This window comes from Blastococcus sp. SYSU D00868 (assembly GCF_054050575.1).
The window spans coordinates 20,863-38,933 of record NZ_JBJGZO010000002.1; the positions used below are offsets into that span (position 1 = coordinate 20,863).

The window sequence follows — 18,071 nt, forward strand, 5'->3', positions numbered from 1 at the left end:
CATACGGCTCGACGGGTGGTCGTCAGGCCCACCCCGTAGCCGTCGAGCCCCATCCGCAACCGGTGGTTGCGCATTCCGTCGTCCCGGACTACCGTCCCGTGCAACCGGTGGTTGCGAGAGGAGCGGTCATGGAGTTCGGCACGATCGAGCGGCAGCTGCACGTCGACGCCTCGCCGGAGGTGGTCTTCGACGTGGTCAGCAGTCCGGAGCACCTGCGGCGGTGGTGGCCGGACGAGGCGGAGTACCCGGCCGTGCCCGGGGGAGCGGGGCGGATCGGCTTCGGCCCGGCCGAGGAGCGCACCTGGGTGCAGTTCACGGTCGTGGACGCCGTCCCGCCGCGGCTGTTCTCCTTCCGCTGGACCCACGAGGAGGGGCAGACCGCCGCCCCCGGCAACTCGTTCCTCGTCGTCTTCGAGCTGGAGCCGGCAGGGGAGGGGACCCTCCTGCGGATGACCGAGACCGGCTTCAGGGAGCGCGGCTGGGACGAGGCCCGGGTCGCCGCCCACCACGCCGACCACGTGACCGGCTGGGACCACTACCTGCCGCGGCTCCCGGCCTACGTCGCGGAGGTCGGGGCGCGGGCATGAGCGTCGCGGTGGACGACGCCCTCTGGTCGGCGGTCGGCGACCCGACCCGGCGCCGGCTGCTCGACCTGCTGCTCAGCCGGGGGAGCGCGACGGCGACCGCGCTCAGCGAGCACCTGCCCGTGACGCGGCAGGCCGTCGCCAAGCACCTCGCCGTCCTCGACCGGGTGGGTCTGGTGCACGCGGCCAGCACCGGCCGGGAGCGGCACTTCCGCGTGGACGAGACCCAGCTGGCCCGCGCCGTCGCCCAGCTGTCCGAGGTGGGCGCCGCGTGGGACGGGCGCCTGCGGCGGATCAAGGACATCGCCGAGGCGATCGAGCGCGGCGGCACCGAGAAGGACGACTAGGGAGGACGACGGAGATGGCCGACATCCTGCACCGCATCGGCGTGGCGGGCTCCTCGCCGGAGCGGGTGTACGACGCGCTCACCAGCATCGACGGCCTGTCGGGCTGGTGGGCGGAGCGGACCTCCGGGCAGCCGGAGCCCGGGGGCGTGCTCGAGTTCCGGTTCGGCCCCGGCGGGTTCGACATGCGCGTGGACGAGCTCGATCCCGGGCGGCTGGTGCGCTGGGAGGTCGTCGACGGGCCGGCCGAGTGGGTCGGCACCCGCATCCGGTGGGACATCCGTCAGGACCGCGACTGGACGATCGTGCTGTTCCGGCACGAGGGCTGGCGGGAGGAGGTCGAGTTCATGCACCACTGCAGCACGAAGTGGGCGACCTACCTGATGAGCCTCAAGGAGCTCGTGGAGACCGGCCGGGGCGCACCCGATCCGCGCGACGTCCGGATCAGCGACTGGCACTGATCGTGTCGGCCGGGCGCCGTCCCCGCCGCCGGTCCGCCGGCCGGGACGGCGCCCGGCGCAGCACGGCGAGGGCCGCGAGGACGGCGCCCGCGGCGACGGCGACCCAGGCCGCCCGCGGGCCCGCGGCCGCGGCGACCAGCAGGACGACGGCGGTCCCGACGGCGGTGCCGAGCTGGGCGGCGGTGTTGAGCAGCCCGGAGGCGGTGCCGACGAGCTGCTCGGGCACCGACGTCCCCATGTCGTTCGCGGCCACCGAGGCGATGCCGAGGCCCAGGCCGCACAGGGCCGCTGCGGCGCCGATGCCGGGTGCGGTGGGCGCGGCCACGAGCAGCGCGCAGGCCGCGGCGACGCCGCCCAGCCCGGTCGCGAGCGCCCCGGCCCAGCCGAGCCGGGCGACCACCGGGGGAGCGGCGGCGGAGCCGGCGACGACGAGCACGCTCGTGCCGAGCAGCAGCAGGCCGGCGCGCAGCGGCGACAGGCCCAGTGGCCCCTGCAGGTGCAGCGTCGCCACGGTGAGCGCCGAGCTCGTCGTCGCCGTGTTGGCCGCCGAGCCCAGCACGCCCCAGCGCAGCTCCCGGGTCGCCCACGCGCCCCGGGGGACCAGCGGGTGCGCGGCCCGCCGCTCCAGTCCGGCGAAGACCGCGCCGGCCAGCGCGCCGGTCGCGACGACCGCCGCCCCGGCGAGCACGGGGGCGGGCCCGCCGAGCAGCGCCGTCCCGGTGACCACCCCGCCGACGGCCACCGCCAGCGCGACCGCAGAGGGGGCGCCGATCCCGCCGGCCGGGGCCGGCAGCCGGGTGGCCGGCACCGCCGCGCGGACCGCCACCAGCAGCAGGCCCGCGGCCGCCAGCTGGAGCCAGAACACCGCGCGCCAGCTGACCAGCTCGATGGCCAGCCCGCCGACCAGGAAGCCCGCGCCGCCGGCCGCCGCCCCGGCGGCGCTCCAGGCGGCCAGGGCGCGGCGCCGGAGGTCCGCCCCGGGCGCCGCCGCCGTCAGCAGCCGCAGCGCCGCCGGCACCGAGGCGGCCGCGGCCACGCCCTGCAGGCCCCGCGCCGCGGCCAGCACCACCGGGCCGGCCGCTCCCGCGCCGACCGCGGAGGCGACGCCGAACAGCGCGAGCGCCGCGAGCAGCACCCGCCGGTGGCCGATCCGGTCGCCCAGGCGGGCGGCGACCAGCAGCAGCCCGCCGAAGGCCATGGCGTACGCGGTCACCACCGCGGTCTCCTCGGCCGCCGAGGCGGCCAGGTCGGCGCTCATCCGCGGCAGCGCCGTGACAACGACGGTCACGCCCAGCACGTCGACGAACTGGACCAGGCAGAGGGCGGCGACGGTGCGCCACGGCGCCCGGCTGTTACCGGTGTCAACGCTCATGGTGGGAACATGCCCATCCGGGGCGGGCGTGATGCCGGTATAAACGGTTTCGATGGGAACGGAACCGGTCGTGCCCCGGTCGCTGCCGGTCGTCGGCGGGCACCTGGCGCTCGACTTCGCCAACACCGTCGACGACCCGCTGGGCCCGGCGCGGCACGACCACGTCGCCGACCCGGCCGGCCTGGTGGCCTGGGCGCGCCGCGTCGGCGTCGTGGACGAGTCGCGAGCCGGCCGGCTGATGGCCGCGGCGGAGGAGCACCCGCGCGCCGCCGCCGCGGCCGTGCGCCGTGCGCACCGGCTCCGCGACGTCCTGAACGAGGTGTTCGGCGCCGCCGTCGAGGGGACGCCGCTCGACGAGCCGTGGCGCCGGCTGCGTCCCTTCGTGACGGAGGCGGTGGCCGCCGCCGGGCTGGCTCCCGGGCCCGGGGGAGCGGCGGCCTGGAGCTGGCCGGCTTCCGAGGACCTCGCCGAGCTGCTGCACCCGGTGGCCGCGGCCGCCGCCGACCTGCTCCGCAGCCCCGACCTGGCCCGGGTGAGCCGCTGCGCGCGGTGCCCCTGGCTGTTCCTCGACCGCTCCCGCAACCACAGCCGCCGGTGGTGCGACATGGGCGACTGCGGTCAGGCGCAGAAGATCGAGCGGATCACCGCGGCCCGGGCGGCGAGGCGGCGGCAGCGGGACGCGCCGGCGCGCTCGTGAGGACGACGAGCTGCTGGGTCGCCCGGGTCATCGCCACGTAGCGGTCGACCGCGCCGGCGACGCCGTCCCCGAGGTCCTGCGGCTCCACGAGGACGACCAGGTCGAACTCCAGCCCCTTGGCCAGCACGGGGGTCAGCGACCGCACCCGGGGCGAGCCGGCGAACCCGGGGGCGCCGATGACGCAGGCGACGCCCTCGGCGTGCGCGGCCTGCCAGGCCTCGAGCACGTCGGCCAGCTGCTCCGGCCGCCCGAACCGGACCGGGACGCCGCCGCGGCGGATCGAGGTCGGCACGTTGGCGTCGGGCAGCACCGCCCGGATGACGGGCTCGGCCACGGCCATGACCTCCTCCGGCGTCCGGTAGTTGACCGTCAGCGACGCCAGCCGCACCCGGGCCAGGCCGTTCCGGCCCAGCCGCTCCTGCCACGTCCCGGCGAACCCGTGCCGGGCCTGGGCGCGGTCGCCGACCACGGTGAGGCTGCCCGACGGGCAGCGGCGCAGCAGCATCTGCCACTCGGCGTCGGTGAGCTCCTGCGCCTCGTCCACGACGACGTGCGCGAACGGCCCGGCCAACCGGTCCGGGGTCGCGGCAGGCAGCGCCGCCCGGTCGACCAGGGCGTCGCGCAGGTCGCCGTGGCGCAGGCTGGTCATCAGCAGCAGCTCGGAGTCGTCGGCGGCGATCAGCTCGTCGATCACCAGGGACATGCGCTCGCGCTCGGCGGCCACGGCCGCGGCCTCCCGCTGCCGGCGCACCGCCGCCTCCCGGTCGCCCAGCCGCAGCCGGGCGGCGTCCAGCAGCGGCAGGTCCGGCGCCGTCCACGCCCGCGGCTCGGCCCGTTGCAGCCGCCGCACCTGCTCGGCGGTCAGCGAGGGGGCGCACCGGCGCAGGTAGGCGGGCACCGACCACAGGTCGGCCACGACGTCGGCGGCGTCCAGCAGCGGCCAGGCCCGCTCGAGGTCCCGGCGCAGCTCGCGGTCGCGCTGCAGGGCGGCGCGGACCGTCTCAGGGTCGGCGTCCCCGTCGTGCGCGTCGACCAGGACGTCCAGCAGTGCGTCCCACACCTGCTCGCGGGCCTCGTTGTGCGGCGTCCCCGGATCGGCGGCGGTGAAGGCCTCGGCCCAGTCGGCGGCGCGCAGCCGGACCTCACCCCACGGCGTGGCGACCGTCCGGCCCTCCTGTGGCGGCTCCTCGTAGAAGCGGACGGCGGCCTCGACCGCGTCGACGAGGTCGGTCGACGCCTTGAGGGCGGCGACCTCCGGGTCCGGCTCGTCGGTCGCCGCGGCGCCCTCGGGCACGAGGTCGCGCAGGGTGCAGGTCCGCACCCCCTCCTCGCCCAGGCTGGGCAGGACGTCGGCGACGTAGGCCAGGTAGGGCTCGTGCGGGCCGACGAACAGCACCCCGCCGCGGGAGGCCAGTTGGGGCTCGGAGTACAGCAGGTAGGCCGCGCGGTGCAGCGCGACGACGGTCTTGCCGGTGCCCGGGCCGCCGTCCACGACCAGGGCCCCGCCGGAGCCCGCGCGGATGATCGCGTCCTGGTCGGCCTGGATGGTGCCCAGGACGTCGCGCATCCGCGCCGACCGGTCGGCGCCCAGGCCGGCGATGAACGCGGACTGGTCGTCCAGCGCCGCGTGCCCCTCGAGCGCGCCGGGGGTGAACACCTCGTCCCAGTAGTCGGTGACCCGGCCGCGGGTCCAGCGGTACCGGCGGCGGCTGGCCAGCCCCATCGGCCGGGCGTGGGTGGCGCCGAAGAACGGCTCGGCGGCGGGGGAGCGCCAGTCGACGAGCAGCCGGCGGCCGGTGCCGTCGGTGAGGCCGAGCCGGCCGACGTAGACCGGCTCGCCGTCGTCGGCGCCGACCATGCGGCCCAGGCACAGGTCCAGGCCGAAGCGACGCAGGGTGCGCAGCCGGGAGGTCAGCCGGTGCACCTCGAGGTCGCGGTCCAGCGCCGCCTGGCCGGACCGGCCGGTGGCGCGGCGCTCGGCGTCGAGCCGGTCGGTCAGGTCGGCGATCGTCCGCTGCAGGCTCTCGGCGATCGCCGCGAAGTGCGCCTCGTCGCGGTCGATCAGCGCCGGATCGGCCTTGGGGGAGAGGTGCCCGGACAGGTCGAACACGCCGGTGGAGGTGGTCACGGGAGCGGCTCCGAGGTCTCGAGGGGCGTGGCGGGTCGCGGTGGTCGGGGAGCGGTCCGGGGGGCGCGCAGCGCGGTGGCAGCGACGACGCCGGCGGCGGCCATGAGGGCGACCGGGAGCCAGAACGCGGCACGGAACGCGTCGGCGACGGCCGGGGCCAGTGCGGCCAGCTCGCCGGGCGGCAGGGCGTTCAGCGTCCCGACGCCGCCGTCGGCCACGCCGGGCACGCGGGCGGACAGCGCCGAGGCGAGCAGCACCGAGAAGGCGGCGGTGCCGATCGCGGCCGAGACCTGGCTGAGGACGCCGATGATCGTCGTCCCGGCGGGGATGGCCGGGCCCTCGAGCGACCGGGTCGCCACGGTCATCGTCGGCAGGATCGTGCACCCGGCGCCGACGGTGCCGAGCACCGTGGTGAGCACGAGCCGCCAGGCGGGGACGTCGGCGCTGAGCTGCAGGGCCAGGGCCGTGTAGGCGAGCACCGCGACCGTGATCCCCGTGGCGATCACCCGGGCGGGCGGCAGCCGGTCGACAAGCCGGCCGACGACCTGCACGGTGAGCCCGGCGGCGAGGCCGGCCGGGGCGACGAGCAGCCCCGCGGCGGTGGCGCTCTCGCCGCGCACCACCTGCCAGTACAGCGGGACGAGGACCATCACGACGCCGAAGCCGCTGCCGAACAGCAGGAGCACCGCGGCGCCGGCACCGGTGGCCCGCCGGCCCAGGAGCCGGAGATCGAGCAGGGGAGCGGTCGACCGCAGCGCGTGCCGGACGAAGGCCGCCGCGAGCACCAGCCCGGCCGCCGCCGGCAGCAGCACCCCGGCCGACACGAGCGTCTGCTCGGCCGACGACGCCCCCAGCACGAGCAGCGCCGTCGCCGGCGGCAGCAACAGGAGCCCCCGCACGTCGAGGCGCCGGCGCGGGCCGGACGCCGTCCGGGGGAGGTTGCGCCGGCCGACCGCGACGGCGAGGACGCCCAGCGGCAGGTTGACCAGGAACATCCAGCGCCAGGACAGCGTGTCGAGCAGCCAGCCGCCCAGGACCGGCCCCAGGACCGGGCCGACGAGGACGGGGAGCGCCATCAGCGCCATGAGGCGGCCGCGGCGCTCCGGCGGCGCGGAGGTCAGGACCAGGGCCAGGGCCGCCGGGTGCACGAACCCGCCGGCGAGGCCCTGCAGCACGCGCGAGCCGATGAGCGAGGGGACGTCCCAGGAGGCGGCGACCAGCGCCGACCCCAGGGTGAACAGGACGATGGCGCCGAGGAAGACCGTGCGGGCGCCGAACCGGCCGATGGTCCAGGCGGCCGCCGGGATCACCGTGGCGAGGCCGAGGACGTAGCCGGTCGTCACCCACTGGATGACCGGGAGCGAGGCGCCCGTCTCCTCGGAGAGCTGGGCCAGGGCGACGGCCACGATGGTCAGGTCGATCGAGATCACCAGCGTGCCGGCGACGACGGTGAGGACGACGGTGAGGGGACTGGGGCGGGTGTGCGGCGAGGACACGCGTCTCCCGGGGGTGCGGGGCGGGTGGGTGCAGGCCGAGCCGTCGGGTCCGGGACCGCGGTGTTTCCGCAGGTCAGCGGCTCGGCCGGGCGAGTGTCCGGCATGGACGGGGTCTTGCCGCAAGCCCCCCGCTGCGCTATACGTTGAAGTGGGAGGGGACAGGGGCGACGCCCCGCCGTCCGCGAGCGCACCGGCCGCGTCCCGTCAGCGGTCCCGTCGTGAGGCCCCGGAGCGGCGTGCACCCGGCCGCGGGATCCGACGGCCTCGGCCGCCGGGCCGTCGGGGGCGCCGAGTTCCGTCCATGTTCCTCGGTCAGTGCCCACCGGGACGGGGCAATGGCAGAGGATGGTCAGTGCCCACCGGGACGGGGCAATGGCAGAGGACCCGCGGGGGGTTGTGGTCGGCGTCGGCACCGGCCGGTTCCACGTCGCCCTCGATGCGGTCCGTCAGTGCCGGAGGAGGCCGTCAGTCCCGCGGAGCTCTGCACTACTTGACATAATGTGCATTATCGGCGATAGCCGGATGAGCTCCAGAAGGGGCGACGACGCCCGTCTCGCCCGGCTTCCGGGTCCTCGAGGACCCCCGTCCGTCGAATGTCCGTCCGACGCGGCCAACCACCTCGACGCAAGCCAACCGCCGCGAATCGACAGACACCGCGCCGACCGATGCAGCGACGTCCACGCCGGCGACCCTTGGGTGCGACGTCGTGGAGGCTCTGCGACCACTGGGCTTCGGGCGCCTCACCCGGCCACGACTCTCTCTGAGTCGATCGTGATCCGCCGACCCCGCTCGGCCACCCCGGCCCACCGCGTCCAGGCCCACCCGGCCGACCAAACAGCCGCCGGTCGCCTCGCGGACCACTTCCCCGGCACCCGGCCACACCACCCGAGTTCCGTCACTGTGACGCAATGACGCCGGCATCGGTGGACCCGACGGGCGGCTCGGCGCCGATCTCTCTAGGGTCGGGGTATGCACCTCCGCCGACCCGTCGCCGCCGTCCTGACCGCCCTCGCGCTGTTCGGCGGGAGCGCCACCCTGACCGCCTGCGCCGACCCGTCCGGCGGTTCCTCGAGCGACAACCGCGACGACGGGACGACCGACGACGAGGTCAACCAGGGCCCCGGGCCCGGCCCGAACTACTCCGACCCCGAGCGCGAGGTCGAGGAGGGCGAGGACAACCAGGACCCGGACTGACCGCGCGTCAGTTGGAGCGCTCGGAGACCCAGAGCCGGTCGAGGCGGCCGGTCGAGCGCAGCAGCTCGGCGAGCGAGCGCTCCAGCTCGGCCTTCGTCGGCCGCTCGGTCAGCAGCGTCTGCACGTCCTCGAGCGCGCAGCGGAGCTGGTACAGCCGGTCCTGCAGCCCGTCGAGCTCCGAGCGGGTCACCAGGACGACGTCGCCGGACAGGCCCGCCTTGGCGGTGGCGGTGCGCTGCTCGTAGGCCCGCTGGCGGCAGGCCTGACCGCAGTACAGCCGCGGACGGCCGACCGACCCCTGCTGCGGCAGCACCCGGCGGCACCAGCCGCACCGCCGCTCCGCCCCGCTCCCCCGGCGCCCGCCGGGGCGCTGGTCCCCGTCGTCCAGGACGACGGCGGACCCCTGCTGCTCTGCCACGGGAGGCACCGTAATCGCCGCGGACGACAGGTTCCGGGGACACGCCCGACACACCGGCCGTCCCCGTGCCCGCCCCCGCGCCGGGCGCCGGACTCACCCCTGCCGAGGGCCTGACCAGCGTGTCCGCGCCCGCCGCTAGCGTGTCGCTCGTGTCCCCGGCCCGTTTCGCGTTCCTGGACGCGCCGACACCGCTGGCGATGGCCCACCGGGGCGGGGCGATCGAGCACGTGGAGAACACCATGCCGGCGTTCCAGGCGTGCGTGGACCTGGGCTACCGGTACCTGGAGACGGACGTGCAGGTGACCGCGGACGGCGTCCTGGTGGTCTTCCACGACCCCACGCTGGACCGCGTCACCGACCGCAGCGGGCGGCTGGACCAGCTGCCCTGGTCGGAGGTCTCCTCGGCGCTCATCGGGGGCCGCGACCCGATCCTGCGGCTGGAGGACCTGCTGGACGCCTGGCCCGACGTGCGTTTCAACCTCGACATCAAGGCCGCCGGGGTCCTGGCCCCGCTGGTGCGGCTGGTCCGCCGGATGCGGATGACCGACCGGATCTGCCTGGGTTCCTTCTCCGACGCCCGCATCGCCGCCGCGCGGCGGCTGTTCGGGCCGTCGGTGTGCACGTCGCTGGGGCCGCGCGGGGTGGCCGCGCTGCGGCTGTCCTCCTACTCGCCGCGGGCGGCCGGCCTGGTGCGCATCGACGCCGGCTGCGCGCAGGTGCCGCTGCGGCTGGGCGGCCGCGCGCTGGTCGACGAGCGGTTCATCGCGGCGGCGCACGACCGGGGCCTGCAGGTGCACGTCTGGACCGTGGACACCGAGGACGAGGCCGACGCCATGCTCGACCTCGGCGTGGACGGCATCATGACCGACCGACCGGCGATGCTGCGCGACGTGCTGCAGCGCCGCGGGCAGTGGGTGGCGCCGTGAGCCTGCGCGACTGGCGGCCGGAGACCCCGCCGCTGCCGGACCACCTGCAGGCGGTGCTCAAGCCCGACGACCCCGACTGGTTCGCCCGGGAGCTCGCGATCGCCGCGGCCCCGCCGTGGTGGTTCTGGCGGTTCGTGCTGCGCCGGTTCTCCTGGCTGGTGAGCCTCTTCGGGCGGGTGGAGGTCACCGGCGGCGTCCCCGACGAGCTGCGCGGCGGGCCGCTGCTGCTGGCCGCCAACCACATCGGCGACTTCGACCCCTTCGTCATCGCCGTCGCGCTGCACCGCATCGGTGTGACGCCGCGGATCATGGCCACCGGCGGCATCCTCCGCGCGCCGGTGGCCGGGCCGCTGCTCGAGCGGACCGGCGCCATCCGGGTGGAGCGCGGCACCGAGCTGGCCCGGCACGCCGTCCGGGTCACCGAGGTCGCCCTGGTGCACGGCGGACACGTCGTGGCCTATCCCGAGGGCCGGGTCGGCCTGGCTGCCGACGGCTGGCCGGAGCGCGGGCGCACCGGCATGGCCCGCATGGCGCTGGGCATGGGCGTCCCGGTGATCCCCGTCAGCCAGTGGGGCGCGCACGAGGTCCTGCAGTACGCCAACAACTGGGGCAAGCTGCGCACCCTCGCCCGCGCGGCCGTGCGCCGGCCCGCGCTGCGGGTGCACGTCGGGCCGCCGGTGAAGCTGGACGACCTGCGGATGGGCCGGACCGGGGACGCGAACCGGGCCCGCTACCGGATCGCCGCGGCCATCACCCGCGGCCTGGTGCCGCTCCGCGCGGCCGAGCCCGACCGGCCGGCCTTCGTCGACCCCACCCGGCCCACGACCGCCGTCGCCGCCTTCCCGGGAGGCGTCGTCCCGGACGACATCCCGTGAGCAGGCGTCCCGTGGGCACCGCCCCGTGAGCGCCCCCGCGGCCGCCGGCCCGGGGGTCGACCCGGCGCTGCGGCGCGAGCGCGTCGGCTGGTACTCCTACGACTGGGCGATGTCGGTCTTCAACACCTCGGTGACGACCGTCTTCCTCGGGCCCTACCTCAAGGAGATCGCCGACGAGGCGGTCGGCGAGGACGGCGACCTGCGGCTGCTCGGCCTGACCGTCCCCACCGGCAGCTGGTTCTCCTACGTGCTGTCGGCGTCGGTGCTGCTGCAGGTCCTGGTGCTGCCGCTGACCGGGGCCGTCGCCGACCGCACCGGCCGCAAGAAGGAGCTGCTCGGCGGGTTCGCGCTGCTCGGGGCGCTGGCCACCACCGGGCTGTTCTTCGTCGCCGACGGGCGGTGGCTGCTGGGCGGGGTGCTGTTCGTCGTCGCCAACATCAGCTTCGGCGCGGCGACGGTCGTCTACTACTCCTGGCTGCCCGACCTCGGCGGGCCCGACGAGCGGGACGCCGTCTCCAGCCGCGGGTGGGCGGTCGGGTACGTCGGCGGGGCGCTGCTGCTCGCCGTCCACCTGGGGCTGTTCCTCAGCGCGGAGTCGCTCGGGCTCACCGAGGGCGAGGCGGTCCGCATCTGCCTGGCCAGCGCCGGGCTGTGGTGGGGCACGTTCGCCCTGTTCGCGGTGACCCGGCTGCGCAACCGCCCGGTCCGCGCCGAGGTCCGCACGGGCGCCGCCGGCGCGGGCGGCGGCTTCCGCCAGCTCGCCGCCACGCTGCGCGGCCTGCGGGCGTTCCCGCTGACCCTGTGGTTCCTCGGCGCCTACCTGCTGTTCAACGACGGTGTGCAGACCGTGATCTCGCTGTCGGCCACCTACGCCAGCGAGGAGCTCGACCTCGGCCAGGACGTGCTCACCGGCGCGATCCTCATGGTGCAGGTGGTGGCGATCGCCGGCGCGCTCGGCCTGGGCCGGCTCGCCGCCCGGTACGGCGCCAAGCGCGTCGTCCTGGGGGCGCTGGTGGCCTGGATCGGCGTGCTGCTCGCCGCCTTCCGGCTGCAGACCGGAGCGGTCGCGCAGTTCTACGCGCTGGCCGCGGTCATCGGGCTGGTCCAGGGCGGCACGCAGGCGCTGTCCCGGTCGCTGTTCAGCCAGCTGATCCCCGCCGGCCGGGAGGCGGAGTACTTCGGCTTCTACGAGATCTCCGACCGCGGCACGAGCTGGCTGGGGCCCCTGGCGTTCGGGCTGACCTACCAGCTCACCGACTCCTACCGGTACGCCATCGTGAGCCTCGTGGTCTTCTTCGTGGCCGGCTTCGCGCTGCTGGCCCTCCTGCCGATGCGCCGCGCCGTCCTGGCCGCGGGCAACACCCCACCGGAGCGGCTGTGAGCCCCACCGACGACGCGGTCGCGATGACCGTGCCCGACCCCGACCCGCGCCGCCGGCAGCGGCCCACCGCCGTCCCGGCCGCGGGCAACCGGCGCAGCCACCCGGCGCCGGCGCACCTGCGGTTCTTCCACGGCCCCATGGACTGCGGGAAGTCCACGCTGGCGCTGCAGGTCGACCACAACCAGGCCCGGCAGGGCCGGTCGGGGCTGCTGCTGACCCAGGGCGACCGGTCGGGCCGGCCGCGGATCAGCTCCCGCGTCGGGCTGACCCGCGACGCCGTCGAGGTCGACGCGGGGACCGACCTGCGGTTGCTGGTGCGCAGCCACTGGGCCGACGGCCGGCGGGTGGACTACCTGATCGTCGACGAGGCCCAGTTCCTCACGCCGGCGCAGGTCGACCAGCTGGCCGAGCTCGTGGACGAGTCGCACGTCGACGTCTGGGCGTTCGGCCTGACCACCGACTTCCGCACCCGGCTGTTCCCGGGCACCCAGCGGCTGCTAGAGGTCGCCGACGACGTGCAGCGGGTGCAGGTCGAGGTGCTGTGCTGGTGCGGACTGCCGGGGCTGCTCAACGCCCGCGTCGTCGACGGCGCGATGGTCCGGCACGGCGCGACCGTCGTCGTCGCCGACACCGCCCCCACGCCGGCCCCGGGCGAGCCCACCAGCGAGGCCGACGTGCACTACCAGGTGCTGTGCCGGCGGCACCACGTGCTGGGCCAGCTGGGGCCGACGGCGGCCGGTCCCGGGCAGCTCGCCCTCCCCTGATCCCCCGTCCGAGGGGCCGCCGGTGCCCGCCGGGTCACTCCATGCGATGATTAACGGCCGACGACGCGGAATCTCATCAAGAGTTCTGTCGTTGGTCCTTTCGACTCCCCCGTCCAGTGGGTACAGCCCTGGCTGCGACGGACCGAGTCAGACCGACACCACCAGCACGAGAGGACGGTGTGCCATGGGCGAGCGTTCCCTGCGGGGCAGCCGACTGGGCAGCGTGAGCTACGAGACCGAGCGGAACACCGCGCCGATCGAGCGTCAGTACGTCGAGTACAAGTGCGCCTCCGGCCACCTGTTCTCCGTCCCCTTCGCGGACGACGCCGAGGTCCCCGAGACCTGGGAGTGCAAGTTCGACGGCTCCGCCGCGAAGCTGGTCGGTGGCGCCGAGCCGGCCCCCAAGAAGGTCAAGCCGCCGCGGACCCACTGGGACATGCTGCTCGAGCGCCGCTCCGTCGAGGACCTCGAGGAGGTGCTCGCCGAGCGCCTCGAGGTGCTCCGTGGGCGCCGCACCCGCGCCAGCTGAGCGCACCCCGTACGCAGGAACGGCCCCGGTGGGATCCCCACCGGGGCCGTTCCGCGTCTTGGCCCTGCCAGTCTCCCGGCGGACCGGACGGCGTCAGCGCTGCGGGTCCTCCCGCAGCACCTCGCCCTCGATGACCAGCGGCCGCTGGCGGCGCTCGGCCGGGCCCCAGGCCGGGCCGGGCACGCTCTCGGCGCGGGCGCTGCGGACGTGCACCGGGCCCCGCAGGTGCGCCGGCAGCCGCGACACGAACAGCCGGCCGAGCAGGCCCCGCACCAGCGGCCGGGTGGGCGGCAGCAGGCAGAGCAGCCCCACCAGGTCGCCCAGGAACCCGGGCAGCAGCATGAGCAGGCCGCCGACGGCGACCAGCCCGGCGTCCCCCAGCGCGCGGCCGGCCGGACGGCGCTCCTCGGCCCGCTCCCGCAGCTCGGCCAGGGCGCGGGTGCCCTGCCGGCCCAGCAGCAGCAGACCCAGCGCGCTGGTCGCCAGCGTCAGCAGGATCGTGGCCCCCAGGCCGATCCAGTTGGCGACGAGCACGAAGACGACGACCTCGACCAGCGCCAGCACGCCGGCCGCGGTGCGCACACGACGACCCACGACACTCCTCCTCGGTGCGGACCTCCGAGGGCCCGCATGAGGTGCAACGCGCGAGCGGCCCGAGATGCTCCTGGGCGTCAGGAGCGCCGGGCGCGGCGGCGCCGCGCGACGCCCGGGACGGCCACCGCGAGGAAGGCGCCCACGCCCAGCGCGGTCAGCACCCACTCCGGCCCCGCGCCCAGGCGCTCGGCAACGGTCGCCGAGTCCCGCTGGGCGATGTCCTCGACGAAGGTCGCCGGGGTGAACAGCTGCGAGCGGCGCACCAGCGACCCGTCGGGCGCGACGATCGCGGAGATCCCGCTGGTGGCCGAGACCACGACGGTGCGGCCGTACTCCACCGCCCGCAGCCGGCTGGCGGCCAGCTGCTGCTCGCTCTCGTCGGTGAACCCGAAGGTGGCGTTGTTGGTCTGGACGACGAGCATCCCCGCGCCGGCCTCGACGGTGTCGTGGACCAGCCCGTCGTAGACGACCTCGAAGCAGATGACGTCGCCGATCCGCGCGCCGGCCATGTCCAGCACGCCGACCTCGTCGCCGGCGCGGAAGTCGCGGCGCACGAGGTCGACCTTGTCGGTGAAGAACCGGAAGAACGACCGGGCGGGCACGTACTCGGCCAGGGGCACCGGGTGCCGCTTGACGTAGGTCTCCCCCGGACCGGTCTCCGGGTCCCACACGATCGCCGTGTTGCTCAGGTAGCGGCCGGGCCCGTCCACCACCGCGCCGACCAGGACGGGCGCGTCGATGGCCTCCGCGGCCCGGCTGATGGCGCGGGCGGCGTCGGCGTTGGTGTAGGGGTCGATGTCGGAGCTGTTCTCCGGCCACACGACCAGGTCCGGCTGCGGCTCGTCGCCCCGCTCCACGGCCGCGGCGAGCTCCAGGGTCTGCGCGACGTGGTTGTCCAGCACCGCGCGCCGCTGGGCGTTGAAGTCCAGGCCCGCCCGCGGCACGTTGCCCTGGATCACCGCCACGGTCCGGGTCGGGCCGCCCTCGGTCAGCGACGGGCCGGCCAGCGGGAGCCAGGCCACCGCGCCGGTCAGCGGGACGGCCAGCACCCCGGCGACGGCGAGCACCCCAGCCCGCAGCGCGGCCGGCCGCTCCCCCGCGGCCGCCCCGGCGGCGGAGGCGCGCCAGGCCCGGGTCAGCGCGAGCACGGCGGCGGCGAGCAGCGTCCCGGTGAGCGCGACGGCGAAGCCGACCAGCGGCACCCCGCCGTAGGCCGCCAGGGACAGGAACGGCCCGTCGGTCTGGCTCAGCCCCAGCCGCCCCCAGGGGAAGCCGCCGAGGAACCAGCGGCCGCGCAGCGCCTCGTCGGCGACCCACAGCGCCGCGGTCCACAGCGGCCAGAACCGCAGGCCGGAGACCACCGCCGTCGCGGCGCCGAGCAGCGCCAGGTAGGTGGCCTGGAAGACGGCGAGCGCCAGCCACGGGAACGCGCCGACGTAGGTGCCGGTCCACGACAGCAGCGGCGCGAGGAAGGCCAGGCCGAACACCAGCCCGAGCCAGGCCCCGGACCGGGCGCGCTCCCCGCGCACGGCGAGCGCCAGCGCCATCGGGCCGAGGACGGCGAGGCCGTGCAGCGAGTAGCCGGGGAACGCGAGCAGCAGCGCCAGCCCACCCGCGGCGGCCAGCGCGGTGCGCCACGGCCACCGGCGGGCCCGTCCGCGCGGAGGCGAGCCTTCGGACCGTCCGGCGGGGGTCGCCACGGTGCCGGTCGCGGTTGCCGACACCGTCGCCTCCGGGGGTGCTGGGCCCGGGGATCCGGGCGGTGGGCGCCGGCGGGGGCGCCGGCCCGGACCGGCGGGGGTTCCCGCGGTCCGGGGCCAGCATCCCACTCCGCGCCGGGCGACCGCCGCCGTCGTGGCCCGCCGTCCCGGGTGCGCCGGCGGGACGGGCGGGCGGCGCGCGCACCCCGGGGCCGATCCGGCCGGCCGCGGGGTGCGGTCGTCGGGTCGTTGTCCGGGTCGTGCGGGGCCGTGCCGGTCCTCGCCGGGGAGCCGGTCCGCGATCCCCGCCGGCCGGGCACGCCTCCTCCGTCGGCCCGGCTGGGCGCGGGACGGGCCCGCGCGACCGGGAGGGTGCGCGCCGTCGGCGAGGAGCACGAGCGGTGCCTCGGGACGGAACTGCAGGGACTGTAGGAAGGCGCACAGGGTCCGCGGGCTGCTGGGAGCTTCCCGTGTCGGACCGTGACGGGATCGTTACCGGGGCTGAGCCGCCGGCAGCGGCTCCCCCGCGACGACGAGCCCCCGGCAGGACGGCCGCACCCGGTCGGTGAGCACCCGCGACAGGGTGGCGTCGGTCGCCCAGAGCGCCAGGTCGGCGGGGGCGCCGACGGCCAGCGGCCCTCCGGGGTGCTCGGCGCGGACGGCGTACCAGCCGCCGTGGGTGGCGGCATCGAACGCGTCGAACGGGCGCAGCCCGGAGCCGGGGGTGCGGTGGTCGACCGCCGCGTGCACACCGCCCCACGGGTCCAGCGGGGTCACCGGCGCGTCGCTGCCCAGCGCGAGGACCACCCCGGCGTCGGCCAGGTCGGCGAACGGGTTGCAGGCCAGCGCCCGCTCGGGCCCGAGCCGCTCGGCGTACATGCCCGCCGGCCCGCCCCAGGCCGCGTCGAAGGCCGGCTGCACGCTGGCCACGACGTCCCAGGCGCGCATCCGCTCCACCACCGCGGGGTCGGCCATCTCCACGTGCTCGAGGCGGTGCCGGCAGGCGCGGACGGCGGCGGCGCCCAGTTCCTCGACGACCACGCCGATCGCGTCGAGCACCTGGCCCACGGCGGCGTCCCCGATGCAGTGGAACCCGGCCTGCACGCCGGCCAGGGTGCAGGCGCGGACGTGCTCGACCAGCGACGCGGTCTCGAACCGCAGCGCCCCGGCGGTGTCCGGCCGGTCGGTGTAGGGCGCGCCGAGCGCCGCGGTGTGCGAGCCGAACGCGCCGTCGCAGAACAGGTCGCCCCCCGCGCCGGCCAGCCCCAGCTCCGCCACCGGCGCGAGGCCGCCGCGCTCGGACAGCTCGCCCCAGTAGCCGAGCACCCGCGGGCCGGCGTCCTCCCGGGCCAGCGTGAGCAGGTCGGCGAGGTCCTCGGCGCTGGACACCTCGGGGCCGGCCATCTCGTGCAGGCTGCCGATGCCCAGGGCCGCCGCGGCCGCCAGCGTCGCCCGCTGGGCCGCCCGCCGCTGCGCGGCGGTCACGGCGCCGAAGGCGGCCTGCCGGGCGGCGTGGTGCGCGTCGAGCCGCAGCCGCCCGTCCGCGCCGAAGCCCGGCAGCCCGGCGATGCCGGGGACCAGGTCCAGCAGCGCGGTGGAGACGGTGGCCGAGTGCACGTCGACGCGGGCCAGGTAGACCGGCCGGCCGCCGGCGACCGCGTCGAGGTCGGCCCGGGTGAGGGCGCGGCCCTCGGGCCAGCCGGTCTCGTCCCAGCCGGTGCCGAGCACGACGCCGTCCGCGCTGCGCCGCACGTGCTCCGCCACGGACGCCACCGCCTCGGCGAGGCTCGACCTCCCGTGGAGGTCGAGACCGGTCAGCGCCAGCCCGGTGGCCGTGGCGTGCACGTGGGCGTCGACGAACGCCGGGGTCAGCAGCGCCCCCTCCTCCGTGACCGTCCGAGCGGCCCGCGGGGCGTCGGCGGCGGCGCCCAGCCAGGCGATCCGGCCGTCGACGACGTGCACCGCACGGCCCGGCCGGTCGCCGACGGTCACGTCGGTCAGCAGGAGGCTCATGCCGACGAGCATGACCGCCCGGTCCGGGTGGCCGCCGAGGACCCCTGCCGGTAGGCATCGGGGATGACGTCTCCCGAGCCGCTGCCGTGCACCGAGCGGCTCCGGGTGCGGCCGTGGACCACCCGGCGCGACGACCTCGCCCGGCTGACCGACCTCTACGCCCGCCCGGAGGTGACCCGCTGGCTGGGCGGCGGGCCGTCGGTCACCCCGGTCGAGCTCGTCGCCCGCTGGCACCGGGTGAGCGACGCCGACCCGCGGTACGGCTGCTGGGCGATCGAGACGGGCCGGCCAGCGGGGATCGCCGGCACGGTGCTGCTCAAGCCGCTGCCCGACGGGGTGGGTGAGGTGGAGGTCGGCTGGCACCTGCACCCCGACTCGTGGGGGCACGGGTACGCCACGGAGGCGGCCGGCGCCGTGATCGGGCGGGCGTTCCGGGCCGGGGTGCCGGAGGTCTACGCCGTCGTCCGGCCCGGGAACGACGCGTCCGTGGCCGTGTGCCGGCGGCTGGGCATGACGCCGCTGGGCCGGCTGCGCCGGTGGTACGACGTCGAGCTGGACGCCTTCCGGCTGATGGCGCCGGTCGTGGTCGAGTGAG

Annotated in this window: 18 protein-coding genes; 11 read left to right on the top strand and 7 right to left on the bottom strand. The window is 76.6% G+C overall.

Features of this window, described 5'->3' with window-relative positions:
* The first annotated feature begins 128 nt into the window (after window positions 1-128).
* Genes ACI79F_RS01835 through ACI79F_RS01845 form a run of 3 tightly spaced genes read left to right on the top strand, consistent with a single transcriptional unit; the run spans window position 129 to window position 1,389 of the window.
* Window positions 129-587 (top strand): SRPBCC domain-containing protein, encoded by a 459-nt coding sequence (locus ACI79F_RS01835; protein WP_456543594.1) that lies wholly within the window; start codon window positions 129-131, stop codon window positions 585-587.
* Window positions 584-931, top strand: a complete 348-nt coding sequence (locus tag ACI79F_RS01840; protein WP_456543593.1) for an ArsR/SmtB family transcription factor — start codon at window positions 584-586, stop codon at window positions 929-931. The genes ACI79F_RS01835 and ACI79F_RS01840 overlap by 4 nt, the downstream gene beginning before the upstream one ends.
* 14 nt (window positions 932-945) lie before the next feature.
* A complete protein-coding gene (locus ACI79F_RS01845) occupies window positions 946-1,389 on the top strand; it encodes an SRPBCC family protein (protein ID WP_456543592.1) in 444 nt (147 codons plus the stop codon).
* Here the strand turns inward: ACI79F_RS01845 and ACI79F_RS01850 are convergent.
* On the bottom strand, window positions 1,373-2,761 hold the full coding sequence (locus ACI79F_RS01850) for an MFS transporter (protein WP_456543591.1): 1,389 nt from the start codon (window positions 2,759-2,761) through the stop codon (window positions 1,373-1,375). The two genes, ACI79F_RS01845 and ACI79F_RS01850, sit on opposite strands and share 17 nt — an antisense overlap.
* A 52-nt stretch (window positions 2,762-2,813) precedes the next feature.
* On the opposite strand from ACI79F_RS01850, the gene ACI79F_RS01855 reads away from it, so the two are divergent.
* Window positions 2,814-3,458, top strand: a complete 645-nt coding sequence (locus tag ACI79F_RS01855) for a CGNR zinc finger domain-containing protein (RefSeq protein WP_456543590.1) — start codon at window positions 2,814-2,816, stop codon at window positions 3,456-3,458.
* Here ACI79F_RS01855 and helR read toward each other — a convergent pair.
* Both helR and ACI79F_RS01865 read right to left on the bottom strand, forming a co-directional pair.
* The gene (gene helR, locus ACI79F_RS01860; RefSeq protein WP_456543589.1) at window positions 3,403-5,586 is read right to left on the bottom strand and encodes an RNA polymerase recycling motor ATPase HelR; all 2,184 of its coding nucleotides are present in this window, start codon (window positions 5,584-5,586) and stop codon (window positions 3,403-3,405) included. The two genes, ACI79F_RS01855 and helR, sit on opposite strands and share 56 nt — an antisense overlap.
* Window positions 5,583-7,082, bottom strand: coding sequence for a DHA2 family efflux MFS transporter permease subunit (locus ACI79F_RS01865; protein ID WP_456543588.1), 1,500 nt, complete (start codon window positions 7,080-7,082; stop codon window positions 5,583-5,585). Before ACI79F_RS01865 ends, helR begins: the two co-directional genes overlap by 4 nt.
* A 969-nt stretch (window positions 7,083-8,051) precedes the next feature.
* On the opposite strand from ACI79F_RS01865, the gene ACI79F_RS01870 reads away from it, so the two are divergent.
* Window positions 8,052-8,276, top strand: coding sequence for a hypothetical protein (locus ACI79F_RS01870; protein WP_456543587.1), 225 nt, complete (start codon window positions 8,052-8,054; stop codon window positions 8,274-8,276).
* A gap of 7 nt (window positions 8,277-8,283) precedes the next feature.
* Here the strand turns inward: ACI79F_RS01870 and ACI79F_RS01875 are convergent, their stop codons facing one another.
* Complete coding sequence (locus ACI79F_RS01875; protein ID WP_456543586.1) at window positions 8,284-8,694, bottom strand: hypothetical protein; 411 nt, start codon at window positions 8,692-8,694, stop codon at window positions 8,284-8,286.
* A gap of 149 nt (window positions 8,695-8,843) precedes the next feature.
* On the opposite strand from ACI79F_RS01875, the gene ACI79F_RS01880 reads away from it, so the two are divergent.
* From ACI79F_RS01880 to ACI79F_RS01900, 5 genes are all read left to right on the top strand, one after another.
* The gene (locus tag ACI79F_RS01880) at window positions 8,844-9,620 is read left to right on the top strand and encodes a glycerophosphodiester phosphodiesterase (RefSeq protein ID WP_456543585.1); all 777 of its coding nucleotides are present in this window, start codon (window positions 8,844-8,846) and stop codon (window positions 9,618-9,620) included.
* Window positions 9,617-10,495: a lysophospholipid acyltransferase family protein gene (locus ACI79F_RS01885; RefSeq protein WP_456543584.1), complete on the top strand. Its 879-nt coding sequence runs from the start codon at window positions 9,617-9,619 to the stop codon at window positions 10,493-10,495. The genes ACI79F_RS01880 and ACI79F_RS01885 overlap by 4 nt, the downstream gene beginning before the upstream one ends.
* Before the next feature lie 25 nt (window positions 10,496-10,520).
* Window positions 10,521-11,876, top strand: coding sequence for an MFS transporter (locus tag ACI79F_RS01890; RefSeq protein ID WP_456543583.1), 1,356 nt, complete (start codon window positions 10,521-10,523; stop codon window positions 11,874-11,876).
* Window positions 11,873-12,640: a thymidine kinase gene (locus ACI79F_RS01895; RefSeq protein WP_456543582.1), complete on the top strand. Its 768-nt coding sequence runs from the start codon at window positions 11,873-11,875 to the stop codon at window positions 12,638-12,640. The genes ACI79F_RS01890 and ACI79F_RS01895 overlap by 4 nt, the downstream gene beginning before the upstream one ends.
* Window positions 12,641-12,824: 184 nt before the next feature.
* Window positions 12,825-13,169, top strand: coding sequence for an RNA polymerase-binding protein RbpA (locus ACI79F_RS01900; protein WP_456543581.1), 345 nt, complete (start codon window positions 12,825-12,827; stop codon window positions 13,167-13,169).
* Between the two features lie 93 nt (window positions 13,170-13,262).
* Here the strand turns inward: ACI79F_RS01900 and ACI79F_RS01905 are convergent, their stop codons facing one another.
* From ACI79F_RS01905 to ACI79F_RS01915, 3 genes are all read right to left on the bottom strand, one after another.
* The gene (locus tag ACI79F_RS01905) at window positions 13,263-13,763 is read right to left on the bottom strand and encodes an FxsA family protein (RefSeq protein ID WP_456543580.1); all 501 of its coding nucleotides are present in this window, start codon (window positions 13,761-13,763) and stop codon (window positions 13,263-13,265) included.
* A gap of 77 nt (window positions 13,764-13,840) precedes the next feature.
* Window positions 13,841-15,487 carry an apolipoprotein N-acyltransferase gene (gene lnt, locus ACI79F_RS01910; protein ID WP_456543579.1) on the bottom strand — a complete coding sequence of 549 codons (1,647 nt, stop codon included), beginning with the start codon at window positions 15,485-15,487 and terminating at the stop codon, window positions 13,841-13,843.
* A gap of 468 nt (window positions 15,488-15,955) precedes the next feature.
* Window positions 15,956-17,476 (bottom strand): amidohydrolase, encoded by a 1,521-nt coding sequence (locus ACI79F_RS01915; protein ID WP_456543578.1) that lies wholly within the window; start codon window positions 17,474-17,476, stop codon window positions 15,956-15,958.
* A gap of 63 nt (window positions 17,477-17,539) precedes the next feature.
* Here ACI79F_RS01915 and ACI79F_RS01920 point away from each other — a divergent pair, with 63 nt between their 5' ends.
* On the top strand, window positions 17,540-18,070 hold the full coding sequence (locus ACI79F_RS01920) for a GNAT family N-acetyltransferase (protein ID WP_456543577.1): 531 nt from the start codon (window positions 17,540-17,542) through the stop codon (window positions 18,068-18,070).
* Window position 18,071: the final 1 nt, after the last annotated feature.